General features: G+C 59.4%; 28 protein-coding genes. 19 read left to right on the forward strand and 9 right to left on the reverse strand.

Annotated features, from left to right (window positions below; genetic code table 11):
* The first annotated feature begins 29 nt into the window (after nucleotides 1–29).
* Nucleotides 30–575, forward strand: coding sequence for a DUF6428 family protein (locus tag CO731_RS15835; protein ID WP_055977519.1), 546 nt, complete (start codon nucleotides 30–32; stop codon nucleotides 573–575).
* A 455-nt stretch (nucleotides 576–1,030) separates the two neighbouring features.
* Here CO731_RS15835 and CO731_RS15840 read toward each other — a convergent pair whose 3' ends face one another.
* Together CO731_RS15840 and CO731_RS15845 are read right to left on the reverse strand one after the other, a co-directional pair.
* Nucleotides 1,031–1,417, reverse strand: a complete 387-nt coding sequence (locus tag CO731_RS15840) for an ATP-dependent DNA ligase (protein ID WP_055977516.1) — start codon at nucleotides 1,415–1,417, stop codon at nucleotides 1,031–1,033.
* A 44-nt stretch (nucleotides 1,418–1,461) separates the two neighbouring features.
* Complete coding sequence (locus tag CO731_RS15845) at nucleotides 1,462–1,923, reverse strand: RNA ligase family protein (protein WP_055977513.1); 462 nt, start codon at nucleotides 1,921–1,923, stop codon at nucleotides 1,462–1,464.
* Between the two features lie 599 nt (nucleotides 1,924–2,522).
* Here CO731_RS15845 and CO731_RS15855 point away from each other — a divergent pair.
* From CO731_RS15855 to CO731_RS15885, 6 genes are all read left to right on the forward strand, one after another.
* The gene (locus CO731_RS15855; protein ID WP_108679446.1) at nucleotides 2,523–2,726 is read left to right on the forward strand and encodes a hypothetical protein; all 204 of its coding nucleotides are present in this window, start codon (nucleotides 2,523–2,525) and stop codon (nucleotides 2,724–2,726) included.
* 637 nt (nucleotides 2,727–3,363) lie between these two features.
* Nucleotides 3,364–3,720 (forward strand): hypothetical protein, encoded by a 357-nt coding sequence (locus tag CO731_RS28760; protein WP_156381277.1) that lies wholly within the window; start codon nucleotides 3,364–3,366, stop codon nucleotides 3,718–3,720.
* Between the two features lie 123 nt (nucleotides 3,721–3,843).
* Nucleotides 3,844–4,302, forward strand: a complete 459-nt coding sequence (locus tag CO731_RS15870; RefSeq protein WP_055977496.1) for a hypothetical protein — start codon at nucleotides 3,844–3,846, stop codon at nucleotides 4,300–4,302.
* A complete protein-coding gene (locus CO731_RS15875; protein WP_055977493.1) occupies nucleotides 4,299–4,574 on the forward strand; it encodes a hypothetical protein in 276 nt (91 codons plus the stop codon). Before CO731_RS15870 ends, CO731_RS15875 begins: the two co-directional genes overlap by 4 nt.
* A 164-nt stretch (nucleotides 4,575–4,738) precedes the next feature.
* On the forward strand, nucleotides 4,739–5,557 hold the full coding sequence (locus CO731_RS15880) for a multicopper oxidase domain-containing protein (RefSeq protein ID WP_245439371.1): 819 nt from the start codon (nucleotides 4,739–4,741) through the stop codon (nucleotides 5,555–5,557).
* Nucleotides 5,554–7,905: a heavy metal translocating P-type ATPase gene (locus CO731_RS15885; protein WP_055977487.1), complete on the forward strand. Its 2,352-nt coding sequence runs from the start codon at nucleotides 5,554–5,556 to the stop codon at nucleotides 7,903–7,905. Before CO731_RS15880 ends, CO731_RS15885 begins: the two co-directional genes overlap by 4 nt.
* A 10-nt stretch (nucleotides 7,906–7,915) precedes the next feature.
* Here CO731_RS15885 and CO731_RS15890 read toward each other — a convergent pair whose 3' ends face one another.
* Nucleotides 7,916–8,443: an SRPBCC family protein gene (locus CO731_RS15890; RefSeq protein ID WP_055977484.1), complete on the reverse strand. Its 528-nt coding sequence runs from the start codon at nucleotides 8,441–8,443 to the stop codon at nucleotides 7,916–7,918.
* Nucleotides 8,444–8,553: 110 nt separating this feature from the next.
* On the opposite strand from CO731_RS15890, the gene CO731_RS15895 reads away from it, so the two are divergent.
* Nucleotides 8,554–9,138, forward strand: coding sequence for an ATP-binding protein (locus CO731_RS15895; protein WP_082496620.1), 585 nt, complete (start codon nucleotides 8,554–8,556; stop codon nucleotides 9,136–9,138).
* A gap of 194 nt (nucleotides 9,139–9,332) precedes the next feature.
* Here the strand turns inward: CO731_RS15895 and CO731_RS15900 are convergent, their stop codons facing one another.
* Nucleotides 9,333–9,572 (reverse strand): transposase, encoded by a 240-nt coding sequence (locus CO731_RS15900; protein ID WP_244487853.1) that lies wholly within the window; start codon nucleotides 9,570–9,572, stop codon nucleotides 9,333–9,335.
* 244 nt (nucleotides 9,573–9,816) lie between these two features.
* Between CO731_RS15900 and CO731_RS15905 the strand changes: the two genes are divergently transcribed.
* Genes CO731_RS15905 through CO731_RS15915 form a run of 3 tightly spaced genes read left to right on the forward strand, consistent with a single transcriptional unit; the run spans nucleotide 9,817 to nucleotide 12,880 of the window.
* Entirely contained in the window at nucleotides 9,817–11,007 is a 1,191-nt protein-coding gene (locus tag CO731_RS15905; protein WP_055977481.1) for an HlyD family efflux transporter periplasmic adaptor subunit, read from the forward strand.
* Complete coding sequence (locus tag CO731_RS15910) at nucleotides 11,004–12,176, forward strand: FtsX-like permease family protein (RefSeq protein WP_055977477.1); 1,173 nt, start codon at nucleotides 11,004–11,006, stop codon at nucleotides 12,174–12,176. Before CO731_RS15905 ends, CO731_RS15910 begins: the two co-directional genes overlap by 4 nt.
* Nucleotides 12,177–12,178: 2 nt before the next feature.
* A complete protein-coding gene (locus CO731_RS15915; protein ID WP_055977473.1) occupies nucleotides 12,179–12,880 on the forward strand; it encodes an ATP-binding cassette domain-containing protein in 702 nt (233 codons plus the stop codon).
* A 306-nt stretch (nucleotides 12,881–13,186) separates the two neighbouring features.
* On the opposite strand, the gene CO731_RS15920 is transcribed toward CO731_RS15915, so the two are convergent.
* The 3 genes from CO731_RS15920 to CO731_RS15940 form a co-directional block, all read right to left on the reverse strand.
* On the reverse strand, nucleotides 13,187–13,420 hold the full coding sequence (locus tag CO731_RS15920) for a hypothetical protein (RefSeq protein WP_108679448.1): 234 nt from the start codon (nucleotides 13,418–13,420) through the stop codon (nucleotides 13,187–13,189).
* Nucleotides 13,421–14,064: 644 nt separating this feature from the next.
* A complete protein-coding gene (locus tag CO731_RS15930) occupies nucleotides 14,065–14,400 on the reverse strand; it encodes a hypothetical protein (RefSeq protein WP_055977471.1) in 336 nt (111 codons plus the stop codon).
* Between the two features lie 749 nt (nucleotides 14,401–15,149).
* Nucleotides 15,150–15,581, reverse strand: a complete 432-nt coding sequence (locus CO731_RS15940) for a potassium channel family protein (RefSeq protein ID WP_055977756.1) — start codon at nucleotides 15,579–15,581, stop codon at nucleotides 15,150–15,152.
* A gap of 227 nt (nucleotides 15,582–15,808) precedes the next feature.
* Here CO731_RS15940 and CO731_RS15945 point away from each other — a divergent pair, with 227 nt between their 5' ends.
* The 8 genes from CO731_RS15945 (at nucleotide 15,809) to CO731_RS15980 (ending at nucleotide 22,122) form a co-directional block, all read left to right on the forward strand.
* Entirely contained in the window at nucleotides 15,809–16,633 is an 825-nt protein-coding gene (locus CO731_RS15945) for a universal stress protein (protein WP_055977753.1), read from the forward strand.
* A gap of 21 nt (nucleotides 16,634–16,654) precedes the next feature.
* Nucleotides 16,655–17,125, forward strand: coding sequence for a GyrI-like domain-containing protein (locus tag CO731_RS15950; protein WP_159091648.1), 471 nt, complete (start codon nucleotides 16,655–16,657; stop codon nucleotides 17,123–17,125).
* Nucleotides 17,126–17,409: 284 nt separating this feature from the next.
* On the forward strand, nucleotides 17,410–17,943 hold the full coding sequence (locus tag CO731_RS15955) for an Hsp20/alpha crystallin family protein (protein WP_055977462.1): 534 nt from the start codon (nucleotides 17,410–17,412) through the stop codon (nucleotides 17,941–17,943).
* Between the two features lie 382 nt (nucleotides 17,944–18,325).
* Nucleotides 18,326–18,751, forward strand: a complete 426-nt coding sequence (locus CO731_RS15960; protein ID WP_055977459.1) for a DUF2267 domain-containing protein — start codon at nucleotides 18,326–18,328, stop codon at nucleotides 18,749–18,751.
* 6 nt (nucleotides 18,752–18,757) lie between these two features.
* Nucleotides 18,758–19,423 (forward strand): phosphoribosyltransferase family protein, encoded by a 666-nt coding sequence (locus CO731_RS15965; RefSeq protein ID WP_055977456.1) that lies wholly within the window; start codon nucleotides 18,758–18,760, stop codon nucleotides 19,421–19,423.
* Nucleotides 19,424–19,579: 156 nt separating this feature from the next.
* Entirely contained in the window at nucleotides 19,580–20,416 is an 837-nt protein-coding gene (locus CO731_RS15970) for a universal stress protein (RefSeq protein WP_055977453.1), read from the forward strand.
* Between the two features lie 284 nt (nucleotides 20,417–20,700).
* A complete protein-coding gene (locus tag CO731_RS15975; protein WP_055977450.1) occupies nucleotides 20,701–21,633 on the forward strand; it encodes a hypothetical protein in 933 nt (310 codons plus the stop codon).
* Between the two features lie 27 nt (nucleotides 21,634–21,660).
* On the forward strand, nucleotides 21,661–22,122 hold the full coding sequence (locus CO731_RS15980) for a pyridoxamine 5'-phosphate oxidase family protein (protein ID WP_055977446.1): 462 nt from the start codon (nucleotides 21,661–21,663) through the stop codon (nucleotides 22,120–22,122).
* A gap of 52 nt (nucleotides 22,123–22,174) precedes the next feature.
* Here the strand turns inward: CO731_RS15980 and sulP are convergent, their stop codons facing one another.
* Together sulP and CO731_RS15990 are read right to left on the reverse strand one after the other, a co-directional pair.
* Nucleotides 22,175–23,959 (reverse strand): sulfate permease, encoded by a 1,785-nt coding sequence (gene sulP / locus CO731_RS15985; RefSeq protein ID WP_055977442.1) that lies wholly within the window; start codon nucleotides 23,957–23,959, stop codon nucleotides 22,175–22,177.
* 78 nt (nucleotides 23,960–24,037) lie between these two features.
* Complete coding sequence (locus CO731_RS15990; RefSeq protein ID WP_055977439.1) at nucleotides 24,038–24,370, reverse strand: TIGR01244 family sulfur transferase; 333 nt, start codon at nucleotides 24,368–24,370, stop codon at nucleotides 24,038–24,040.
* Between the last annotated feature and the right edge of the window lie 14 nt (nucleotides 24,371–24,384).

Here is a 24,384-nt window from a genome sequence, read left to right on the forward strand (position 1 = left end):
TAGAAATGTCGAAACGAGGAATAACGCAGATGTTGACCCCTGACAACCGTGAATTCGCCAGCGCTACAGATTTCCGGAACGACGACATATCAATCGGTGAACTCTTGTCCTTCCTCGGCGAGCACAAGGAAAAGCCGTTGGTGTTTGCCTATGACGGCCGTTCGGTGAAGCCGGGCTATCACGTCACAGAGGTGAAGGCGGGCTCGTTTGCCGCACTCGATTGTGGTGCCAATCCCGAGTCGTGGACCGAGATTTTCATCCAGCTCTGGGACGTGAACGAGGAAGAGCGCACTCACATGTCCGCAGGAAAGTTCGCTGCCATCATCCGCAAAGTCACGGAGCATCTAGCTCTCGACCCTACGGCAAAGCTCACGTTCGAGGTAAGTGACGGCATTGCTCCAATGCAGCTTCACAAGGCATCGATCCCGGTCATCGCCGATGGCCAAGTCGATGTGGAGCTCACACCGAGGGCCGCAAGTTGCAAACCAAGGGATAGATGGCTTGCCGAGCAGACTAAAGTTGCGAGCTCATGCTGCGGGCCAGCAAAGGGTGATGGCCAGCCTTGTTGTGGCTAGCCCGCGTGCCTGACAGCAATCCGCATCTCCAAACGGCGATATTGGAAGGTGGCGTGAAGATCGGCGCGGCGGGCAGCGCGGTCGGATAGTGGAAGTTCACGGTCTGCGCGTCGTTGGGTCGCCATGGGTCGGTTCCACCGAGTTGCTAAGTTATGGCCGCGCGAAGCACTGGAAGCGCTTCTCGACGATATGCGCGTCGACGTCGCCCACAGGTGTCCGATGAGTTGGGCCGCTTTCTTCCGGCTTGTTCCCTCTTTGAAGGCTCGATCCGCCGCCTTGTCGTTCCCGACGATCACGACGGACTGCACATATAGGTGGACCGGGCCTCCGGTGAAAGCGAGATGTCCTTCCGGTTGTTGAGGGCCCGTCCTTTCCGCGCGCTCCCAGGCTTCCACGGCGATGTTGGGAAGGTGAGGATGATTGCGCTACACTGATGCCTCGCAACTGGGCCTCTTTCATCGAGGCATCAGAACTTCGATCATCGTTGCATGCCGAAGCTTCTCTTCGCCCCTCAGGTGTTTTGCCATGACCTTCAAGAGCGGCTGCACCGGCACCACACCTTTATTGCCGCCGCTTATAGGCGTGGCGAGCCTATCGGCGTGCAGGAATTCCAGCGCCTGCCATAGCTCGTCGCGCTGGTTCTGCGGTATCGCAGGGATGGCGCGGCCGACATAGCGCATAACAGCGTCAGTCTCTTCGGCGAGGAGGAGAGAAGGAGCGGCACCGCGATTTCGCTCGTAGCCTATCACAGCGAACTCACCTGTGATGTACGTCTTGGTCTTGACCCAATCCAGGGACGGGCCGCTGCGGTAGATGCTGGCGCGGCGCTTCGATGCCTTCAAGGTCCATCTTCTCGACAGCCGCGAAGAAATCGGCTCCCGAGCCTTCAAACGCCTGGCTGAACTGTAGAGCGCAAGTGGGACGCCGGATCGCCCATGAGCTCGTGCAAGCGTGACCGTCGATCCTCGCAGCGTTGCTTGGTCAGGTCGTTGCCGTCGAGGGCAAGGAGGTCGAAGGCGTAGAACACCAGGCTGGAGCCATCCCAGCGTATGGCGCTCGCAAGCTGCTTGAAGCTGGAGCGGCCGCTTTCATCCTGCACGACCATTTCGCCGTCGAGGATTACATCGCGCGTGATCAACTCGCGCGACGCCGCCAGCACCGCCGCATACTTCATTGACCAGTCATGGCCATTGCGGGTGAAGGCACGAGCGTGACCGCCGGCCAGATGGATCTGCGTCCGGTAGCCATCATATTTGATTTCGTGGGTCCAGCGGTCGCCCTCTGGCGGCTTGTCTACCAGCGTCGGGATGCAGGGAATTATGAACGCGGACCGACGCCGGGTCTTCATCGGCTAGCCGTAGAACCGTCAGGCATCTCGGAGCCTCCAATTGTATTAGGGAACTCTAAAACTCCTATCGGTGCAATTCGATCCTGCTCCCGCTACGCGGCAAGCTACGGCTTCTTCTTCGACCTAGTCTGGTGCTGTGAAATCTCGGGGAGAGGGGGCTGACGACGGACAGCGCGCCGGAAATTGGGGTCAACGGCGCTTAGCAGCGTGGTTTCGAAAAACCCTATTCCGAACCTCCAATAGCAAAAGAATCCGTGGAGGACGACGCTCCAGCTAATTGCGAGTACGACAGCAAGGCCGCCACCCTGGCCGAACCAATCGAGGCCCGCCAGAGACAAAGCTGCCATGCCCATAACAATCATGCAGACGATGAGGCTGATCTTGACTTCAGTAGGCAGTCTTTGGCGGTTCATGGGCCTCTTCCCTGTGCAAGCGTAGCTGGCGTGGCTTTCACGTCAAGCGGCCTTACGGCGCTGGAATGCACATACGTCAGTGTAATGTAGTTGACTTCCCAAGGCATATGTTCCTATTTTGTTCTGATGCCAACGCTGTCCGAATACCCCTCTGAAAAGGTCATCGTCTCGTGCGAGAAGTGCGGGATGTGGAAACAATACGACAGGGACGCGATGGTGCGGGCGGGCGGAGACCGCACACTGGCTCATCTGCTCGATGACATTGTTGCGCGCGCCGGGTGCACCAGAAATCAGAACTTCAATGTCTACGACCGGTGCGGCGCGAAGTACGAGGAGTTGGCGGCACTGCTTGGTGGTGGAAATGCGTACGCGAAAGCCAAAGGTGGGTAGTCACATAGGCCGCCACAATGTCGGCAGTGAGTTCGATGAGGTGATCAGTCGGCTTCGCATATTTCTCCACGTTCAAGACTAATGGGGCGTATTCGCTTCAACGGCTGAGACTGCGATAGCGCTTATGGCATCGTTATCGCCGAATTATGCGATTGACACACGTTCGCCTGGCGAAATGCCGTGGTGCTCACTGTATTGAGCGGAGCATGGCCAATTGCTGCTCAATTTGGGATCCCGAATAGCATACTGACGATCCTTAACCGTGGGTTCTGCCATTTCCTTGCTGGGCTCTTGCGTCCAGTCCCCTGATCGATCTGATCAATGAGATCGTTTCGGATTTTGATTTGGTCTTCGAGCCACTGGATTGAAGGGTTCACTTTCCTCATTCCCCCTTCAATGTTGCATATTGCGTCCAGCATCATGGACATGAGCTTGTAGCGCGCCTTCCGTTGCAACGCGTCATGCGGCTCCGCCGCCAGCAATTCGTCAATCGACAGTCGAAAGCGCCGATCGAACGCGACGTCGTTGCTCTAGCACAAACGGGCGTACGCGAAGGTGCGGCGCTGATGCGTGACGCGACTTTGATTTCGATCAAGGACAGCTCCTGGGATAGCCTTATGGTAAGAGCATGGTTTGGTTGTGCGATGAACTCCGAGTTCTGGCGACAGCGCTGATCTTCAGTCTGGCGTTGGCGCTCGGCTTCGGCTCTGCGGCGGTTGCCGCATTGCCCGGCACATCCGTCGAACTGCACCATTTGGCCACTGTCCACCCCGCATCGATCCCGCACGACGCCTACAAGCAAGAGTCGTGCGATGACCGGCTCGCCGATTGCTGTTCAAGCGTGGCGCATTGCAGCGGCACTGCCTTCGTAGCGCCGGCTGATGCCCCCGGCTTTACCGGTTCCGCGCACCGAACCTGGACTTTAGCACGCGCGCAATGCCTCCACGGGATCGATCCGCTCGTCAACCGCCATCCGCCCCGCGCCCTCGGCTGACATAAGCGACCTTGGCGGTCGCGGGCGTTTCGCTCTCACCTGCGCACTGCACTGCATTGCACTGTTGTCCGGCGTCTCGTCACCACCACATTCAATTCAATACCACGCAAAGGGAGAAGACCCATGCGCGTTACCAAGCCGCTATTTATAGCGGCACTGTTCCTGGGCCTCGCCAATCCTGCGATCGCTCAGACCGACCCGCATCACCCCGAGGGTGCCGATACCCCCTCGACCGCTACCGAGACACCGGCAGACAAGATTGCTCAGCTTCCTGCTCCGCCCGCAGGCAACGCGATGACCCAATGCCCGGACATGATGGGCATGATGCAGAGGGGCGGGGGAGCGGCCATGCCGATGATGCAAATGCACATGATGACGATGATGCAGATGCATCTGCAACTCATGCAGCAGATGCAGAGTGGCGGGATGATGCAGCCAGGAGCGGGCGGCCCGCCGCAGATGCAGATGATGGAGATGATGCGGTCCATGCAGATGGTGCAAATGGACATGATGCAGATGATGCGGCAGATGCAAAAGGACATGCCCACACCCGAGGCCCCTGCTGAGGGAGACATGCCATGACCGACATCGTCAATAGACGCACGCTGTCGATGCTGGGGCTGGCCATCGCGGCCAGCGTGGCCCTGATCGTGCTGTTCGTCCTGTGCGCTCTCGTGGGAGTGCTGTTTCCCAGCCTGCAGGTGACGCATGCCTGGGTAGGATTGTTCACGCTCGCACCCGTGACGTCGCCCCAGGCTTGGCTCGAAGGCATTTTCTTCAGCCTCGTTTTCGGCATCGTTGCAGGCTCGATCGTGGCTGCGGTCCATAACGCTGTCGCGGCGCGCGGACTCTGAGACGGGCCGGCCACAGGGCCGGCGCGTTCTCGATGACCGGCAGCGGCAGATTGACGGCGCACCGACAGTTCCGTGCCATCCACCCAGCCGCGACGATCCAGTCGCGGTTGGAGCAGCATCAGACTCACATCAGCCAAGACTCGTTGTTTCAAAGGAAACTGACAATGCGGAGCTACGCGTTCTCCGGCAAGGCTGGAACGCCCTGGATGCAGGCCTATACGCTCCAGGAACAGGCGCTACTTGCGGCGCCCCTTATCGTTGCGAACCCTCACGATGACGGGCGCGACGAGCAGGAGGTGGTCGTACTGTTACACGACTTCTCGTTCAAGACGCCGGACCAGCTGCTGGCCGGTCTCACAGCTGGTCCGGCGGCCGATGCCATGGCAGGCCACAGCGGTCACGGAGGCATGGACCTGTCTTGGGGCATCATGGCGATGGACCTCAACGATATCGAGTACGACGCCTATCTCGCCAGTGACCGCACGCTGGCTGACCAGGAAGTGGCCGAGGTGGAGCGTGGCGGCCGGGTGCGTGTGCGCATCATCAAAGGCGCGGCCGCCACCGCCTTTACCATCGACTTCGGTGAACTGGAGGGCGAGTCGATCACGGTGGAAGGCGAGGACATCGTAGCCGTCAAAGGCCGCCGTTTCCCGATGAACATGAGACAGCGGATCGACGTATGGCTGATGTTGCCGGCGGAGAAGCGCTCGTTCCTAATCTTGGCGCTCCGCGAGGGCGCGCCGCAGCGCACTGGGATCATCCTCGAGCCACGCGGCGCAGGGGTGGCGAGGGTCGCAGCGCCAGGCGAGCAGAATAGGCCGGTGCTGGATCTCGAACTGGTGCTGATCCCGCCGATGCGTTCGGTAACCATTGCCCTCGACGCCGACAATGCCGGCCAGTGGGCCTTCGACTGCCACCACCCCTACCACATGGCGATCGGCATGATGTCGACCTTCGGCGACCGGACTGAGGCTCGAGCATGAAAACCGTCACCCTCGAAGTCGCCGACCTCCTAAGCATCCTTGATTTTACCGCCGTGGAGAAGCGCCTCGCGAGTATCGCCGGGGTTCACGGCGTCGCGATCAACGCCGGCTCGAGCTCGGCGAGCATCACCTATGATGAAGAGGTCACCGGGCCGGAGCGGCTGGTCGAACAGATCCGCGCCTGCGGCTTCCATTGCCGCGGCGAGGTGGCGCCGCGACACGTCTGCGTGCCCAACGAAACGCTGGTGATGACGTCTGCCGAACCCGCGGGACATGAGGCTCACGTGCATGGCGAGCACGCACTCGCCACGCCAGCGGGCCGACAGCCGGCCGTTCCGACACCCGACGCGATGGCTCACGAGATGGGCCATGGTGGCGGCATGAGCATGGACGAGATGGTCCGCGACATGCGGAACCGCTTCATCGTGAGTCTCATCTTCACGATCCCGATCTTCGCGCTCGATCCCATGGGGCTGGCGCCGCCACTGTTCGAGCCACCGTTTGGGCTCAGCATGAACATCACGATGTTCATCTTGGCGAGCGGAGCGATCCTCTACCCCGTGTGGCCGTTTGTCGTCGCGGCGGTTCGCGCTCTTCGCAACGGCGTCCTCAACATGGCCGTGCTGGTGCTGCTCAGCGTCGGCACAGGCTATCTGTTCAGCGTGGGCTCGACCTTCCTGTTCGATGGTCAGCAGTTCTATGAGGCTGTGGCGGTTCTGCTGGTCTTCATCCTGCTGGGTCATTGGCTGGAAATGCGTGCCCGGGCAGGGGCCTCGGCAGCGATCCGCACGTTACTTGACCTTGCGCCACCCAAGGCGACAATCCTCCGCGATGGGCAGGAGATCGAAGTCGCCACCTCCGAGGTGGATGTGGGCGACATCGTCGTTCTCCGGCCAGGCAACAAGCTGCCGGTCGACGGAGAGGTGGTCGAAGGAGAGTCGACGATCGATGAGTCCATGCTTACGGGCGAGTCGCTCCCGGTGACCAAGAGGGTCGGCGACCAGGTCATCGGGGCGACGATCAACAAGAGCGGTGCGCTCCATTACCGCTCGACCAAGGTGGGGGCTGATACGGCGCTGGCCCAGATCGTCAAGCTCGTGCAAGTGGCGCAGAACTCCAAGGCGCCAGCGCAGCTGTTGGCGGATCGGGCCTCGCAGTGGCTCGTCCTTGCTGCCATCGTCATCGGACTTGCCACCTTCACCGTCTGGTTCTGGCTGCTGGGCCAGCCACTGCTTTTCGCCCTGACGCTTACCATCACCGTCTTCGTAATCGCCTGTCCTGATGCGCTGGGCCTTGCCACGCCGATGGCTGTGATGGTGGGAACCGGCCTCGGCGCCGCCAACGGCATCCTCTTCAAGAATGCTGCCGCATTGGAGGGCGCGACCAAGCTCGACGTGATCGTCTTCGACAAGACAGGCACCCTCACCATGGGCCAGCCCAAAGTCGTCGACGTCGTTCCCGCCCCCGACATTACCGAAGACGAGCTTCTCGCCCTCGCCGCCGCCATCGAACAGAACTCCGACCACCCCATTGCCCTCGCGATCCGCGAAAGGGCGGCGGGGCTGGAGTTACCAGGGCTCACTCGTTTCCACTACATGGACGGGCGCGGTGCGAGCGCCGAGGTTGAGGACGCAGCAGTGCTGGTGGGCAACCGGCGGCTGATGGACGAAAACGCCGTCGACATGGGCGCCTTGGGTGAGCCGGCTGAAGTGCTCAAGGGCGAAGGCCGCACCGTGACCTATGTCGCACGAGCGGGATGGCTCGTGGGACTTGTTGCGGTGGCCGACGCACCGCGGCCGACGTCGGCTGCAACGATCGCCAAGCTCCATGAGCAGGGGGTGCGCGTTGCCATGCTGACCGGCGACAATGCCGGCACGGCAAAGCGGATCGCCGGACTGCTCGGCATCGATATCATCCTTGCCGATGTGCTGCCCGGGCAGAAGGCGGAAAAGATCAGGGAGTTGCAGAGCCAGGGTCTGAAAGTGGGAATGGTGGGCGATGGGGTGAACGATGCACCCGCCCTGACCCAGGCCGATGTCGGCTTTGCCATTGGAGCTGGTACGGATGTGGCTATCGAGAGTGCCGACATCGTGCTGATGAAGAGCGACCCCTACGACGTGGTCGGAGCCATGACGCTTTCCAAGGCTACTTTACGCAAGATGCACCAGAATTTGTGGTGGGCCACTGGCTACAATCTCATCGCGTTCCCGATTGCGGCGGGGGTATTCTACCCGTTCCTCTTGAGCCCGCAGGTCGCGGCACTGGCGATGTCGGGCAGTTCGGCGCTCGTGGCGGTCAACGCGCTCTTGCTGAAGCGCACCCGCCTAGAGGGCATCCGGACAGGCTGACGCGGCAGGATCAGCTATGAGTTGTCTTGAGCGGCTTCACTGGCTGGTGGTCGAAGTGTTTTTGTGCGTCCACAACCATCTGGCGCGTGCACCAGGCTGCATAGATGCCGCCAAAGACGCGGCCCAGAAGGCGTGTGAAGCCTCCCGCCGGCAAATCGTAGCGGATGTAGACACGCAAAATCGTTCCAGCTTCGGCTGTTGGCGCGAGTTCGAAGCCCATCATGTAGCGGCCGATCACCCAAAGACGCGGTTCCGCGGTCGTCTCCCAGGTTTTGCTGATGGGTGGTTCCCTGCCGGTGACGACTTCCTCCACGGACAGCGGAATGCCGAGAATGCGGCCGGTGAATCCAAACCTCGAGCCGACGTGCCGCGCTTGATCTGGCTCCATATGGATGTCCATGGAAGAGCCCAACATCATGCCCGATGACTGGCGCATATGCGCCGACAGGTTCGACTGGTCGTCGAGGAATTCATAGATCGCCGTCGGGGACGCCTCGATCAGACCATTTGTCTCGGCATATTTCGCATAGCGGCCCATGCCTGCCTCCCAGGATTGGGAAGAAATATGGTCCAGACTAGCACAATGCGTGTGCTGCCAATTGATCCCGATCAAGGGCGCGATCGCCACTGCGTGTCAGTCTGGCGCGTATGACAAACTGGTATGTGATCACCGGCGGACCGAGTTCGGGCAAAACGACGACCATCGAATTGCTCGCCAAGCGTGGCTATCGCACCACGATCGAGCACGCACGGCACTTCATCGACACGCAGCGCGTCACCGGACGGACGGTCGCCGAGATACGGGCCAACCAGCGCGAGTTCCAGAAGGGCGTTCTGCAGATGCAGATCGAGCAGGAACGAAACCTCGACCCAGACGAGGTATGCTTCCTCGACCGGGCTCTCCCCGATGCACTGGCTTACTACCGCTTTCTCTCTCTCGAGCCTGAGCCGGAACTGATCGAGGCGCTGAAAACCGCCTCCTACCGGAAGGTGTTCGTCCTCGATCTGCTGCCGCTCGCCAGGGACTACGCGCGGACCGAAGACACCGGCGCACAACGCCGGATCCATGAGTTGCTAATCGAAGTTTATCGGTCTCTCGGCTTCCCTCTTGAGACCGTGCCGCCGTTGCCTCCCGATGAGAGGGTGGAGTACATCCTGCGCCGCACAGCGAAGCGCGTTGATGGGGGCAAGCAGCAATCTGGAGCCGATGGTGGCAATCGCTTGACAGGTTGAATGCGGCAGGCTCGCGGGCAGGCAGACATGACCACTCGCTCCCTTAGTGCGCGTGCGTCAACAGGCTCATTCGTCGATACTGCTGGCTCCGCACAGAGCCAGCTTTGTGCATCAGCTCCTGTTCGCCCTTTCCAACCTCGTCGGCGCTTACGCGTCTTGTCTCGTGTTATGCGATGACCGGCTCCCTGTAGCGCTCACCGCTTGTCATCAATGCCCAGACCATCCGGGCGGTCTTGTTGGCGAGCGCAACCTGCAACCTTCGTAGTTCGCCGTGCCATCAGTTGCACGAGCCATGGCCGCCTGGTCCCGTTCCGCTCGGCATAGCGGATGACCGCCATCGCGCCGACCGCGAGCATCTGGCGCAGGTAGCGATTTCCGGCTTTGGAGATACTGCCGAGCTTCTCTTTGCCCCCGCTTGAGTTCTGTTTCGGCACAAGCCCGATCCAAGCCGATAGGCAGCCAGCGTCTGCCTTCTCAAATCGTTCGTTTTCGAACCGTCGTATCGTTCGCTTGCTCTGCGTCAAGTCGGATGCGCAGGTCAGATGATACACTGGCATCGGTTGTCAGAGAGAGGTGCATACGCTCCGTCTCGCGCGCAAACTCGATAAAGTGTCGGCCACTCACCGGGCGCAGAAAAAAGGAAGGGATATGGCAGTAACTCCGGGCAGCGATCTACCAATGGATCTAAAGCTTGCGGACGGCATCCCGCGTCGCGGGGGGCGGGGGTTCCGCAAAAGATATTTGCTCGTCCTGCTGATACCCGTCTTCATGTTCTTGGGCGGCGTCCTAGGTATGTACTTCCAGCCCGTACCTATCCAGAAGTTCTATGAGATTACCGGGCTGACGCCGGGTGCGGGATCCGCCTCGCCAATCGCGCTCCCTCCCAATATCGAGTTGCCGGCGCATTTGGCCGAAACGATGCTGCCCTCTGACGTCGTGGGGCTCGCCCGCGTGATACCGCGCGGTGATGTCTCGATCGTTGCAGCGCCCTACGGGGCCGGAGATGCGCGGCTTTCCGAACTGCTCGTCGGTGTCGGCGATTGGGTCGACCGGGGCACGCCATTGGCGCGCCTGGATAACTACGACGCACTCGAAAGCGCCGTTCTTCTCGCTGAGGCAAATCTGGCGGTACGTCAGGCTGCGCTCCTTCAGACCCGCAGCACCGTCTTGTCGAGCCGCGACGAGGCGCAGGCGACGCTCGACCAGGCTCGCTCCAATCTACGTGAAGCCGAAGCTAATCTCGATCGCACCGGGAAGCTCGCTGGTAGCGGGGTTGCTACCGGCGCTACGCTCGATACGGCGCGCGCGGCCGTCCAAGATGCCGCGCTCAGCGTGACGCGTGCCGAGGCAACGCTCGCCCGCTTCTCCTCGGTTCACCTCGACGAGCAGCCAGACGTAGTTGTCGCTGGCCGCAACGTTGCTGCCGCCGAGGCCGATCTTGCCAGGGTGAAGCTCGACACGCAGCGGGCGGTCGTTGTCGCGCCTATTGCAGGAACAATCCTCGACATTCACGCGACGCCTGGGCAGCGACCCCCGACGGAAGGGATCATGGAGATGGGCGACACCAGCCAAATGATGGCGGAGGTCGAGATCTATCAGGACCGGATTGCCAGCGTGCGAGCCGGCCAGCCGGTGGAACTGGTCGCCAGCGCGCTAGGGCGGACATTGCTGGGAACGGTGGAAAGCATCGGGCTGACCGTTGGCCGACAGGGCCTCATCTCCGACGATGCCGCCGCGAACACCGATGCGAGGGTCATTCGCATCCTCGTGGCTCTTGACGCCTCGTCGACGAAGCTGGCTTCGGGCTACACCAACCTGGAGGCTATTGCCCGCATTGACACGTCGGCGGCGACACGGGCCGCACGATGAGCCGCCTGCTGCAACGGCTCTTCGGGCGGCTCCCTATCGGCTGGTTGCAGTTGACCCACAATCGCACCCGCTTCGCGGCAGCGATCGCGGGCGTCGCCTTCGCCAACGTACTGGTCTTCGTCCAGCTCGGTATAATGAACTCGATGGCCGTTGCGACGCTTAGACCCTATGAATTTTTTCGGGCCGACATCATCATTTCAGCGGCCGACGCCAATGCGATCGCGGACGGAGGTAACGTTGCCCGCCAGTGGATGCTGCAGGCGCTGGCAAATCCGGACGTCATCGAAGGCATGGGCCTCTTCGTCGCCAACGTGCCTTGGGACCGGGGACAGACGGACATCAGTCTCACCACATTCGGAATAGATCCGTTCAAGCAGGACTTCATCTCCCCCAAGATTGCGGCCGACCTGAACCTGCTACAGGTGAACGACGCGGCGCTCCTAGACAGGCTCGCGCGCGGCATAACGCGAGACGAAGCTGTCGCTATCCGGCCGCAAACGCCGCTCTCCTTCGAGACTGACGGCCGCACCATCAAAGCCTACAACACTTTTTCCGGCGGTGGAGGGTTCGGCGGCGACGGCTACATGCTGGTCTCCGACCAGACATTCCTGTCGCTGTTTCCCGCGCGAAGCTCGGCCGCGCCCGATCACATCCTCCTGCGCACGAGACCCGGAACATCAGTGGACGAAGTGTCGGAACACCTGCGTGGCCAGATCTCGGATTCCTCGCTGCGCATCCGCAGCTATGCAGACGCGATGACCGAGGATTTGCGATACCAGCAGATGCGACGTCCAACCGGAGTGATATTCGGGTTCGGCGTCTTTATCGGCATACTGGTTGGCCTGATTATCATCTATCAGGTACTCTCCACCGATGTGGCGGACCACTTGCGGGAATACGCGACCTTCAAAGCCATGGGATATGGCTCGCGTTTTTTTCTGGGCATCGTATTCGAGGAAGCGTTGGTCCTCGGTGTCTTCGGCTTCATCCCCGGCCTGATCGTCGGCACAACGATTCTGACTGTAATGGCAAAGGTGACGACGCTGCCGTTATCGATGACGCTCGTTATGGCGGCCTCTGTCTTCGTCGGCACTATCGCAGTTTCGTCTCTGTCGGGAGCGATCGCCACCAGACGCGTCGCTGCCGCCGATCCAGCGGACCTCTTCTGATCATGGAAACGCTAGATCGCGACGTCATCGAAGTCTGCGGGCTTAACCACTGGTTCGGCATGGGCGATGCCCGTAAGCAGGCGCTCTACGATCTCAATTTCGCGATCGAACCTGGAAGCTTCACTGTGCTCATGGGGCCATCTGGCTCCGGCAAGACGACGGTGCTTACCCTGCTCGGTTGTCTTCGTGGCGTGCAGGACGGATCTGTGCGCCTACTCGGGGAGCAGCTGAACGGTGCCCGTGAAACCACGCTGATGACGCTGAGACGGCGCCTTGGGTTCATTTTCCAAGCGCACAATCTGCATGAGAGCCTGACGGCCTTGCAGAACGTGATCATGGGTATTCAGGTTCATGGTGATGTTTCGGATGAACTCGCACGCAAGGCAGCGGTCCATGTGCTTAAACTCGTGGGCCTGTCCGATCGAATAAACTATCTGCCCGCCAACCTCTCGGGCGGGCAGAAGCAACGTGTGGCTGTTGCCCGCGCACTCGTTGGAAACCCGGCTCTCGTGCTAGCTGACGAGCCCACCGCCGCGCTCGACGGCGACAGTGCATCCGAAGTCGTGGATCTCCTCAAGCGCCTCGGCAGCACCCGCGGCACGACCACTCTCCTTGTCACCCACGACAACCGGATACTCGAACGCGCAGACCGTATCCTTGTGCTAGAGGATGGTCGAATTGTCTCTGATACGGCACCACAATAGCGCACAGCGGGACTGCAGAAACTACACCACCCCTGATGCTTTTGGCGCGCTACGCGGGCCTCGCATAAACCTGAATTGACAAGTTTCAGTATCCTCACGGTTCGCCGAACGACCGGTAGTACAATCCCGGCCTGAACGGTCCAAGGGGCTTGGCGCTGTCTTTTTGACAACTGGTCGGCTCGTGGCGTCCGAGGTCCGCGGAGAGCGAACTCAACGCGGCCGCCCATAGACCCTTCTGGCAGCGAGATATCACCTCTCCAAGAATTCCATCTGCCCCACCCCAGCGGCACACTTCGCGGCAGCAGCTTATGCTCGCGCGTCGTGTGACCCAAGAACAGGACCGTTCTCAACTGCGTGAGATAAACCTGGCCTGCCCGACATATTCATGGTCTCACCCGCAATGAGATTTTCAGCAAAGACTATCTCTTCGTGAAAGGCTTGAAGGAAATCGCTCGCGAAATCCTGGAACTGCGGCGAGCGCGCGGCGCGGATATACAACAGACAGGCAATATTTGATAGTTGGCGCGAACCGTCGAACAACGACCTTTTCCGGATTGATCAGGGAGGTGACCATTGGGTCGACCAGCCTAATTCCCAGGCCGCTGTTCACATAGGATACGACGGTCGAGGAAAAGAGGCTCTCGACGCGTATGCGCGGCCTTGATCCGGCGAGTTGAAGCTGTGAGTTCTCGTCGAAGCGCGACTTTGCAGCGGCTCAGGGTCGCCGGTTCATCGCCGGGCAGCCATAAGCTTGTGCCGGAAGACTTCAGACGGTGTCTTGACGCCGAGACATTTGCGCGGTGTTGTATTGAGGTGGTCGCAAATGGGCGCGCCTTTCGAACACCCGACTATCTACCAACGGGCGAATTGCCCGACGGTCCTGGCGGATAAACTGTGTCTTGGACATGATCACAAAAACCAAATCCCAAGTCTAGTGATCAAACAGGGTATTGCCTCCAATAGAAAGTTAGCGGTTCGAGGAACCTGCGTTGTGAAACGCGTCTACTCGTCGATGGGGGTGGGGTCGAGAGGCTGGCGCGGGGAATGGCAGGTCGCGCCCGGAGTTTGGCTAAAAATTAGCTGCGGCTCATGCAGCGCCAAGATAGCGCCAGGCGTGTATTGAGTATCGCGGTGTGAAAAGACCTAGGCATTGGGACAGAACCCCTCGAGTAGGCCTTCGCTTTTCAATCCATAAGCAGCGCTAGGCCGGGGTATATTCTCTTGAGATTTGGCAGCGACCGTTGCTGCCATGCAATATTGCTATTGCCCCGAACAACCATCCGGACCTGAGGATGATTTCGGGCTTCAATCACCAATTTCGCCAGAATATTCCTGCCTTGCGAGTTGAGGAATTCCAGGTCGGATAGGTGCACCGTGATGGCTGGTGGCCCGGAGTTCAGAAGGTCCCGTACCAGTGACGTGATCTCAGGAGCGGCCTTGTTTTCTAGGCGCATCACCCCGCTGAAATATAGATCGTTTCCTTCGGCCCAGACATTGTAGTCGTCAGTCTTGATACCCATAGGGTCTGCCTTCAAAGACTCGGATAATCTATGAAATACTCGCTGGTTGTACCAGCCTGATCCTATACTGGAGATTGGAAAAGACCAGCATGAATAGGCTAAATGCGTCCTTTTGGGTTGCTAAGACCCATCTTTGCGCACTTGATATCTCGCGGATCGGCTGCATGGTGTGCGCCGTCTCGTTATATGCGGTGGCGAGGATGTAGGCGAGATGGCGGAGTGGCGTGCCACGGCGCTGCGCCTCGTCTAAGACGCGCTCGGCGCCGTCGACCTGGCCCTTCGTGAGCGACGTTCCGAACAAACCGGACGAGCGCGCGCAAGGGCGCGTAGAAATTGCTGCGATCTATGTGATTTCCTTCAGGTGTTAAGGGATAAGCTGGATTGAGCTTTTGCCGAGTTGCCGTAGGCCGCTAAGGCATCTATTCACGGGTTCAACACAGGCAACAGCGCACCTGCATGCGTGATAGTTTTGGATTCATCGCATACGCGGAAGATGAGCTTTACCACCGGGGGGCGTTATTCAGCGCGCTCCGGCTCCTCCATTACAATTCCGCCTCAACGATCCGAATCCTGACTGACAAACCGCACGTGTTTGACGAGTATCCCGTAGAGACGATCGAGCTTTCATAGGCTCAAAAGACGCAAATGTCGTTCGGCAGCCGCTATCATTTTGGCATAAAAGCGACGGTGAAGTTCGCCCACCTCCGATCGTAAGAGCAGGAATTTTGCCGTTGTTTAAGCGTGCTTGGTCAGAAATGCTCCCCGGACTTAAACGGACCGATTCGAGTTCCAGCGGCGATTAGATATGCCGTCGACCAACCAATTAGAAGAAATCCGTTCACGCCCTCGAGAGCTGCCAGCACGCGCCATGCGTGAGCAGGCACAATGTCGCCATAACCAACCGTCGAAAACGTAATGGTCGAGAAATACAGGGCGGTTTCGAAGTCCTCAAAGATATCAAGCAACCAGTAAAGGCCGGCCCAGAGCCAGACCTCGGTGGTGATGACGGCGAAGAGCCCCATCACCACGCTGATCATCGCGACTATGCGGCTGCGGCGCCCGTGCATGCGAAACCGGGCGACCAAGTATCGCATCGCATGCGTAACGGCGATCAGACCAAAGGTGTGGACCAGGACCGTTAGACTTATGACGATTGTGCCGATGAGCAGATTGAGGATCATGCGCGCAACAATAGCCACCCAGCAGTCTAGGTCCTTGTGCGAGATCAATCTTTGTGCCGGCGCAGGCCTGAATGTTTCCACCCAATCTTGCTGCTCGCTGGTATCTGACTTGCGGGCTGAGCCTGCGTGACTTTTGTCAAATGTGGCGATTTCCTATGCAATTTTTGACACACGTCAAAGCGCTGTTGTCCCGGGGGGGCATTGTCTCCTCAACAAGGAGCACGCCAATGAGCTTCAACACCATAATGCTTCAACTCGATATCGATAGTCCCGTCGGTCCTCGTGTCGCTTTCGCGAAGTCGATCGCCCTGAAGTTCGATGCGGACCTGATAGGCTTTTGCGCGGCTGAGCCCCGGTATGTGATGCCGGTGGGCGATAGCGACATGGCAATCGCGGACGAGATGCGGCGCCAGGTTGATGAGATTGAAGACAACCTCATCAAGGTCAAGGAGGACTTCTTCCGTCAGGTGGATGGCGACCGTCGGATCACATGGCGAGGCGAGCTTGGTAACCCCACCCAGTTGTTAGCGTTCAATGCGCGCGCCGCAGACTTGATTATCCTGAATTGCCCAAGGCCTGGGTCGACGGACGGCTGCCGCACTGTAGATCATGGAACTCTACTTCTCTCGGTCGGCAGGCCAGTGCTACTGGCACCTGTCGACTTCCAACCGGTCAAGGCAGAGGGAGTCCTGATCGCCTGGAAGGACACGCGCGAGGCCCGTCGCGCAGTTGTGGATGCCTTGCCGTTTTTGTCTTCTGCGTCTCGGGTGCGTGTCGCAACCCTTGAAAGCAACAATCTTGCAGCGGCTCGGCAGAGCGCCGATGACGTGGTCAGTTACCTGGGTCGGCACGGCATAACGGCAACCGCAGATGCCATCGATGTCGGGGAAGCGGATGAGTCCGAGGCCTTGGTGCAAATCGCCGCGGAGAGCGGGGCCGATTTGATCGTTTCGGGCGCGTATGGTCACAGTCGTATCAGGGAATGGGCCTTCGGTGGGGTCACTCGCTCCCTGCTTCGGTGCTCCTCGATAAGCCGATTGATGTCAAATTGAGCATGCCATCCAGGTGCAATGATGCCCGACTTTGAACTGGTTTCGATGTCTCCGCGGCCATACGCTTATGTCTCCAGGAGTTGCACTCTTCCGCAGATCTCCGGCGCGATGGCCGCGAGTTTCGAGACCCTGAGCGAAGCCCTCTCGAAAGCCAGGGTGCTGCCAGCGGGACCGCCTTTGGCCCACTATCGCGAGATTGGTGACGGCAAGGTAACCTTCGATGCGGGCTTTCCCATAAGCGAGGACCAGTTTCTGGCTTTGAGTGGATCAGGATTGGGGCTCGGAGCGACTGCCGCTGGACAGGCAATCAAGGCGTTGCATATCGGTGCATACGAGCGCCTATCCGATACCTACGCTGCGGTGCTCGACGAAATGCGCACGCGGGGTCTCGAAGCAACCGAAGACATGTGGGAGTCGTATTTGAGCCCACCGGGCACGCCTCAAAACGAGACTGCGACCGAAGTGCTTTGGCCCGTGCGAGGCACAGCCTGACAAACACGATATTGACCGGGCCGCGTTACTCAACATCCGCCTAGGCAACATCGCTGTAGGGTGGAGGGTGTGCAGAAGCTGCGCCGACAGGCACGGCCTTAACGCATTCATCATTCAGGTTTTGACCTACATCAATGAGTTCGACCGGAGTCCGGATCATCATGCCAGCCATGACGCATTGAGGCATGTTCAGGGTCGGTTGCCAAGGCACCATCCCTAGTCCCGAGGTGAGGGATGCAGCTTCAAGGAGGCGATCGGTCAAAGACTCCAAGAGGAACCATACCATGGCTGATATACCAACCAAACTGCCCGTACAGTCTGAGAAGGCAATTGCGCCTTCTCGGTCAAGTGATTGGATGCCGTTCGAAATCATGCGACGCGAGATCGATCGCCTGTTCGATGACTTTCATCCTTTCGACTGGCGTGGTGCGTTTCCGCGAACACTTGGCACACTTGAGCGGACGGCGCGACGAGGCGCCTGGCCTGTAGTTCCGGCGATGGACCTCGTCGAAAAAGAAACGGAATACGAAATTACCGCCGAACTAGCTGGGATCGATGAAAAGAACGTTGATATCAAGGTTGCCAACAATCTGCTGACCATCAAAGGCGAAAAGACCGAAGAGAAAGAAGAAAAGAAGAAGGATTATTTTCTCTCGGAACGCCGTTATGGCTCCTTTCAACGTTCTTTTCAGCTCCCGCAGGGCGTCGACGCCGAGAAGATCGAGGCGACTTTTGCGAAAGGTATCTTGACGGTGAAGCTGCCGAAGACAGCAGAGGCTCAGGAAGCCGAGAAGACGATCGCGGTCAAGGCCGGCTAACCAATATACCTCAGGGTCGATGCCAGCCGGGCACCGACCCTTTGCGCAGGGGCTGGATTGGGAGCGAGCGCTTGACGTCAAAAGACAGCATGGCGCGACTAGGGCCCGATCCGTCGGCAAGCGTTGCTGCGCTTCGCGACCTTGGTCTGTCTGACGAGGAGATCGCGAGATACTTCGTGACGACGCCGCAGGAAATACAGTCCTTAGTCCAGCGCGCCTCTAGCCGACGGTCGGGTGCCGCTTTCCCTCCGGGCCGTCCGAAAACTGATCCAGATCGGACTGACGACATGAATCCGACGCGGCCAATCGCGGATTGATCTTGCTCAATGAAGCCTGGTCATGAAGAGCGCATTGTTCCTTTGATGCACAAGGAGTGAAGACGATGAGCCACGCTTCAAGTTCGAGTTTCTCTCATGCCGCCCAACAGGCTCAGCAATGGGCAAATGAGTTGGCAGCTGATCTTGGTTGGCCTGAGCACCGAGCTCATCGGCTGTTGAAAGCTGTATTGCCGACGTTGCGCGACTGGCTGTCGCCCGAAGAGTCAGCGGACCTTTCATCGCAACTGCCAGAGCTGATCCGAGGGATGTACTTCGAGGGATGGAACCCGGCCACATCGCCGGCCGCGGAGCGTGAAAAGCGCGAGTTCGTTATGCGGGTTACTGAAACCTTTGGCCACGATTCGAGCATTAATCTTGATGAGGCGATAGGTGCTGTTTTCAGTCTTCTGGATCGACACCTTTCGCATGGCGAGATCGTTCAGGTCAGGAATTCGATGCGCAAGTCGCTGCGGCGATTGTGGCCGGAATGACAGTCGATGTTCCGCGATAGACAGGAAGCAGGCGAAAAACTTGGACGCGAATTGCAGGCCAGCCAGCTCCGCAAGCCTGTAGTTCTGGCACTTCCCCGTGGGGGCTTGCCCGTAGCTGCGGCAGTTGCAAAGGCACTTGATGCACCTCTCGACATTCTCATAGTTCGCAAGGTTGGAGCCCCGACGAATCCTGAACTGGCGGTTGCGGCAATTGTGGACGGTGACCCGCCTGACGTGGTCATCAATCGAGAGATTGTTGAAGCGTATTCGCTCAGTGATGACGAACTGGCAGCTCTGATCAAGATGGAGCGCCCCGAGTTGGAACGTCGACGGCAGCTCTATCGCGGCTCCGCTGGACCGCGATCGCTCGCGGGCAGGACGGCGATTCTTGTCGACGACGGTGCCGCAACTGGAACGACGATCAAGGTGGCATTGCGTGCGATCAAGCGTCGAGGCCCACTCCAGACTGTCGTTGCAATTCCCGTCGCGTCGTCTGACGCGCTCGCCACCATCGAACAAGAAGCGGACAAGGTCGTCTGCCTGAGCAAGCCGGGCCGCTTCCTGGCGCTTGGGTATCATTACGTTAGCTTTCCGCAACTGACGGATGATGACGTGACCGAGGTTCTCAGATGTGCGGCGGAGGAGCGGAAGCTACGGCATCCGTCAAGATGATATCAGCTTTGAAACACGCTTGACGGCTTATGGCCCTCTTTTGTCTTGCGAGATTGCTCCAGATCAATGCTGCGCCTCATCGCAGCGATCAATGTAGATCAGTTGCGGGGCGGTTTGGCTGCCTGATGCAAAAGCTCTTGCCTAAGGAGACGCAGAATGAAAATTCAGGTTTTTCTTCCGTTGGCGACATTTCCCGACGCGAACACGGACGCTGTGACCGTCAACGCTGTCGCCATTGCAGCGCAACTTCACGCCGATCTGCACGCCCTCGCACTCCATGCGAGAATTCCGCCAGTTTCGAGCCCACTTTCACGCATCCTGTTGGATCTTCCAGCACGCATCCGAGAAGCCGAGACCTTGAGCCTGCAAGCCGGTGGGCGGCTCCTTGCCAAAGTTGTCGATGAGGGCGCGAGACAGGATGTTGCTGTCACTACCGCATCCGAGGCCGTCCTCCTTGCCGCACAGGGCGACGTCGCCATGGAACAGGCCCGGTATTTCGACATCTGTGTCGTAGGCTGGGAAACGGACAACCAGACCTCTCGCATGATTGCAGAGGCGGTTATCTTCGGTTCTGGCAAGCCGACGGTCCTGCTGCCTGACTCGGCAAGTGCTGCCAGGATAGAGCATGTTTCGATCGCCTGGGATGGCAGTCGAGTGGCTGCCCGCGCAGTTGCCGATGCGCTGCCGTTTCTAGCGCATGCCTCAAGGGTTCACGTCCTTGCCGTCGTCGACGAAAAGCCCCTTAAGGCCGTGGACGGCGCCGAGAGGCTGGCGGCTTTGTTGAGAAAGCGTGGCTTGAACGCTGATGCAATGGATATCAAAGCGGAAGACTGTCCGATCGCAGTCACGCTGCAGGAGCGAGCGATCGAGTTGGGTACGGACTTGCTCGTGATGGGCGGATATGGCCATTCGCGCGTCAGGGATTTCGTACTTGGCGGCGCGACCGAGGGTGTTCTCTCGGATCTCCGCCTTCCGATATTGATGTCGCACTAGCTCGCACGAGGGGCTGCGATGCCCAAGGGCACTGGTGTGCTCCATCCGTTGTGCGGCTTGGCTCGCCCCGTAAAGCGGTTGCGCGCTGACGTACTTTCTGTTTTCGAAGCGAGCCAGCTTTATCATATGTAACCACCATCTGGTCGATGGGGCTACACTTCTGGTTAGCTGGCTTGCGCGCTGACGACACCGATATTGACGTGGATCAACGCATCGCGGTGAACATGGGCGATAAATGACGGCCTCAACACCCAGGCGCATCCAACAAGCCACGGAGGCGTAGCATGAGACTGGTGATATCGCTGGGCGGTAACGCACTCCTGCGCAAGGGGCAGGCGATCACCGCCGAGAACCAACGCGAAAATGCATCCCAAGCGGCAATGTGGCTCGCGCCGGTGGCGCGCGCCCACGACGTGTTGGTCACTCACGGCAGTGGCCCCCAGCTGGCGATGCTTGCGCAGCAATCCTTTTCGTACAGCGTTGCTGAGCCTACGCGGCTCGATTTGCTCTGTGCACAGGCCGGGGGCGAAACAGGCTATCTGCTCGCCCGCGAATTGCGCAATCGCCTTGGTGGCGACCGGCCGGTGGTCGCCCAGATGGCCCAGGTACTTGTCAATCCTGACGATGAGGCCTTCAGAAGTCCCACGAAACCGATAGGACCGTTTTATGAACGGATCCACGCTCACCAGTTGCGCCAGCAGCGCGGTTGGGATTTTTCGGAGTTCAATGGAGAGTATCGCCGGGTGGCGGCAGTGCCGCATCTGCAGGCGACAATCGAAGCCCACGCCTCTCAGTTGATGCTAGAGTCCGGGTCTACGGTCGTGATCTGCGGTCCTGTTCCAGTTGCCGAGCTGCCAACTGGCGGTCTGTCGGGCGTAGAAGCATTGCCTGATAAGGATGAGTTTGCATCCCTGCTCGCGCGCGAACTTAACGCCGACGCCTTGCTGCTTCTGACCGACGTGCTTTCGGTCGCCATCGACTATGGCAAACCCGAGCAGCGTCATGTTCGACAGGCTACTCCCGCGATGCTTCGCGCAACATCCTTCGATGCCGGTTCAATAGGACCAAAAATAGAGGCAGCGTGCGCCTTTGTTAAATCGTCTGGGAAATGGGCTGCGATCGGCTCGATCTCGAATGTCGAACGCATCTTGTCAGGCGATGCTGGGACACGTGTGGTCCCAACCATGGCTGGCGCGATTGAACTGTGGCCACGCTGAGCCACGCATTGATCGGGAGATCATGTCATGTGGGTTCGTGAACTTTCGACGTTGGATTGCACCAAGATTCTAACTCGTAGCCACTTTGGGCATCTTGGATGCGCAAAGGATGGGCGACCATATGTCGTGCCTTTCTATTTTTGCTACGCCGACAGCCGACTTTATGCGTTCTCGATGCCAGGACAGAAGGTCGATTACATGCGGGCCAATCCGTGTGTGTGCGTCCTTGTCGAGGAGAGGGGCGAGGGGAGGGAATGGAGGAGCGTGCTGGTCGATGGCCGCTTCGAGGAACTGAAGGATGACACGCCCCAGCACAAAGCTGATCGAGAACATGCCTGGACGCTGCTGAGCAAGCACGTAAATTGGTGGGAACCGGGTGGCCTGAAACCGTTTGAGCGGCCAGTCACCGACCACTCCTTGCATCTCTTCTTTCGCATCGGTGTGGAGCAGATTTCTGGTCGCGAAGCGAAGGAAGACGGCGTGCCTTGAAGCTGCCTCCGGATCGAGCAGGGATGGCGCGCATGGCGCGTAATGACGCGGTTCACTCCAGAGCTGACCTTGAACAAATACTCGCGGCATGACTTGGGTTGTCCGGGTAGTTCAGGCCCTGTTTTGCGGCAAGGGTCCGCATCGCGTCGTATTGTGACAGAAACACCTGCCCAGTCAGCGCATCGAGGAAATGGGATCTTTTCAACCGGTCCATCACCGGGCCTTTCACTTCTGACAGATGCAGCTTCACATCCATCGTCCTCAGGCGATGGTTGATAGCCTCCAGGCTTTCCAGTGCGCTCAGATCGATCTCGTTGATGGCAGAGCACATCAGCACCACGTTTGTGATCGGGCAATCGGTGGCGACGCGATCGGCGACGTAATCCTCGAGAAAACGAGCGTTGGCGAAGTAGAGGCTCTCGTCGATGCGGATGGTGAGAAGGGTCGGATCGGTAAGGACGGTGTGGCGGTGGATGTTGCGGAAATGCTGGGTGCCCGGAACAAGGCCAACCTCTGCAATATGAGGGCGCGAGGATTTGTAGAGGTGCAGTGCGATGGATAGCACCACTCCAGTTGATACGCCGGTCTCTACGCCCATCACGAGGGTCAACGCGGTGGTCGCGGCCACGGCGACGAAATCTGCCTTCGAATAGGTCCAGCTGCGCTTCAAGATCGAGAAATCGACCAAAGAAAGCACCGCCACGATGATCGTCGCGGCCAAGGCGGCCGTCGGGAGGAAGTAAATCAGCGGGGTTAGGGCGATGGCCGCGACGGCCAATCCTATGGCAGTAAAGGCGCCGGCGGCGGGCGTCTCGGCCCCCGCATCGAAGTTTACAACCGACCGAGCGAAGCCACCCGTCACCGGGTATCCTCCGGTGAAAGCCGCCCCGATGTTGGCGGCGCCCAGACCGATCAGTTCCTGGTCGGGGTCTATCCGCTGTCGCTTCTTGGCAGCAAGCGTCTGCGCGACCGAGACGGATTCCACGAACCCGATGACCGAAATCAACAACGCGGGAAGCAGCAGAAGGCCGATCAAATTGGTGGAAAATGAGGGCAGTGTTAGCGGCGGCAGTCCCTGTGGCACGACACCAACGATTTGCACTCCTTTTGCATCCAGTCCGAGGCCCCAGACCGCGACCGTTGTCACGACCACGGCAAGCACCGGACCGGCCTTGGTCACCATATCCGCCAGGCGCAGGCCGAGGCCGAGGTGACGCAGCATCGGTTTCAAACCCTTGCGGACCCAGAACAGAAACCCGGTGGCACCAATCCCGATCAGCAGGGTGATCCAATTCGTTGCAATGAGGTTCTCGACCAGCGAAACCACCATTTCGGGTAGAGTGTCGCCGCCTGCTCTGACACCCAGAATATGCTTGATCTGGCTGGTTGCAATGAGGATGCCGGATGCAGTGATAAAGCCCGCAATGACGGGATGTGACAGGAAGTTGGCGAGAAACCCCAGCCTCAAGAGACCCATCGCCAGCAGGATTGCCCCAGACAGTCCAGCCAGGGTCAGGGCGGCCACGGCATAGCCCATGGTCCCCTGTTCGGCGATATTGCCAATGGCAGCGGCCGTCATCAGCGACACTACCGCCACGGGTCCCACCGCCAACGCTCTGCTGGTACCGAAGATCGCGTAAAGCATGATTGGCGTGATCGAGGCATAGAGCCCGGCTTCCGGCGGCAATCCCGCCAGAAGCGCATAGGCCAGCGACTGAGGGATCAGCATGATCGTCACGATCACCGCCGCCAGCAGGTCGCCCGTCAGGGCTTGACGATCATAGGTCCGGCCCCATTGCAGGATCGGAAGATAGCGTGCGAGCAATGTGGCGGACATGGGACGAGACTTTTCTGGTTCTTCATGGTCCATGAGAGGCAGCTTCAGTGCATCTGCAGAAGGGGGCAGACTGCCGGGTCATCCCCGGATCGCGGCGAAGAGGCTCTGAGCCCGGGCGCCCGTGCGGCAATAGGCCAAAACCTTGCCTTGAGCCGTCGTCACGGCGGTGTCGAAAGCGACGACGTCATACTTGGTTGTTTGACCTGGCGTGACCGGAATGTGGAGCGCCTCGAGCCCTGACGCCTGGGCGGCAGCTTTGATCTCGGCAAAGCTGGGCTGGCCTGCATCCTCGTGATCGGGGCGGTTGCAGATCACTGTGGTAAAGCCTGCGGCCTTCAATTCGGCGAGCTGCACAGGCGCAATCTGCGGGCTGACCGCGAAATCCGGCGTGATGTGTTTGATGTCTTGCATTTTCGTTGTCCTTG

This window comes from Aminobacter sp. MSH1 (genome assembly GCF_003071665.1).
Classification (GTDB): domain Bacteria; phylum Pseudomonadota; class Alphaproteobacteria; order Rhizobiales; family Rhizobiaceae; genus Aminobacter; species Aminobacter niigataensis.

Excerpts from the sequence above, each read along its gene's own strand:
- CO731_RS15990 (WP_055977439.1), bottom strand. The coding sequence starts at position 24,370 with ATGCAAGACATCAAACACATCACGCCGGATTTCGCGGTCAGCCCGCAG.
- CO731_RS15880 (WP_245439371.1), top strand. The coding sequence starts at position 4,739 with ATGCGGAGCTACGCGTTCTCCGGCAAGGCTGGAACGCCCTGGATGCAG.
- CO731_RS15930 (WP_055977471.1), bottom strand. The coding sequence starts at position 14,400 with ATGGGTATCAAGACTGACGACTACAATGTCTGGGCCGAAGGAAACGAT.
- sulP (WP_055977442.1), bottom strand. The coding sequence starts at position 23,959 with ATGTCCGCCACATTGCTCGCACGCTATCTTCCGATCCTGCAATGGGGC.
- CO731_RS15915 (WP_055977473.1), top strand. The coding sequence starts at position 12,179 with ATGGAAACGCTAGATCGCGACGTCATCGAAGTCTGCGGGCTTAACCAC.
- CO731_RS15890 (WP_055977484.1), bottom strand. The coding sequence starts at position 8,443 with ATGGGCCGCTATGCGAAATATGCCGAGACAAATGGTCTGATCGAGGCG.
- CO731_RS15885 (WP_055977487.1), top strand. The coding sequence starts at position 5,554 with ATGAAAACCGTCACCCTCGAAGTCGCCGACCTCCTAAGCATCCTTGAT.
- CO731_RS15855 (WP_108679446.1), top strand. The coding sequence starts at position 2,523 with ATGTGGAAACAATACGACAGGGACGCGATGGTGCGGGCGGGCGGAGAC.
- CO731_RS15955 (WP_055977462.1), top strand. The coding sequence starts at position 17,410 with ATGGCTGATATACCAACCAAACTGCCCGTACAGTCTGAGAAGGCAATT.
- CO731_RS15975 (WP_055977450.1), top strand. The coding sequence starts at position 20,701 with ATGAGACTGGTGATATCGCTGGGCGGTAACGCACTCCTGCGCAAGGGG.
- CO731_RS15875 (WP_055977493.1), top strand. The coding sequence starts at position 4,299 with ATGACCGACATCGTCAATAGACGCACGCTGTCGATGCTGGGGCTGGCC.
- CO731_RS15845 (WP_055977513.1), bottom strand. The coding sequence starts at position 1,923 with ATGAAGACCCGGCGTCGGTCCGCGTTCATAATTCCCTGCATCCCGACG.
- CO731_RS15960 (WP_055977459.1), top strand. The coding sequence starts at position 18,326 with ATGAGCCACGCTTCAAGTTCGAGTTTCTCTCATGCCGCCCAACAGGCT.
- CO731_RS15970 (WP_055977453.1), top strand. The coding sequence starts at position 19,580 with ATGAAAATTCAGGTTTTTCTTCCGTTGGCGACATTTCCCGACGCGAAC.
- CO731_RS15940 (WP_055977756.1), bottom strand. The coding sequence starts at position 15,581 with ATGATCCTCAATCTGCTCATCGGCACAATCGTCATAAGTCTAACGGTC.
- CO731_RS15965 (WP_055977456.1), top strand. The coding sequence starts at position 18,758 with ATGTTCCGCGATAGACAGGAAGCAGGCGAAAAACTTGGACGCGAATTG.
- CO731_RS15870 (WP_055977496.1), top strand. The coding sequence starts at position 3,844 with ATGCGCGTTACCAAGCCGCTATTTATAGCGGCACTGTTCCTGGGCCTC.
- CO731_RS15905 (WP_055977481.1), top strand. The coding sequence starts at position 9,817 with ATGGATCTAAAGCTTGCGGACGGCATCCCGCGTCGCGGGGGGCGGGGG.
- CO731_RS15895 (WP_082496620.1), top strand. The coding sequence starts at position 8,554 with ATGACAAACTGGTATGTGATCACCGGCGGACCGAGTTCGGGCAAAACG.
- CO731_RS15945 (WP_055977753.1), top strand. The coding sequence starts at position 15,809 with ATGAGCTTCAACACCATAATGCTTCAACTCGATATCGATAGTCCCGTC.
- CO731_RS15835 (WP_055977519.1), top strand. The coding sequence starts at position 30 with ATGTTGACCCCTGACAACCGTGAATTCGCCAGCGCTACAGATTTCCGG.
- CO731_RS15910 (WP_055977477.1), top strand. The coding sequence starts at position 11,004 with ATGAGCCGCCTGCTGCAACGGCTCTTCGGGCGGCTCCCTATCGGCTGG.
- CO731_RS15950 (WP_159091648.1), top strand. The coding sequence starts at position 16,655 with ATGCCCGACTTTGAACTGGTTTCGATGTCTCCGCGGCCATACGCTTAT.
- CO731_RS15980 (WP_055977446.1), top strand. The coding sequence starts at position 21,661 with ATGTGGGTTCGTGAACTTTCGACGTTGGATTGCACCAAGATTCTAACT.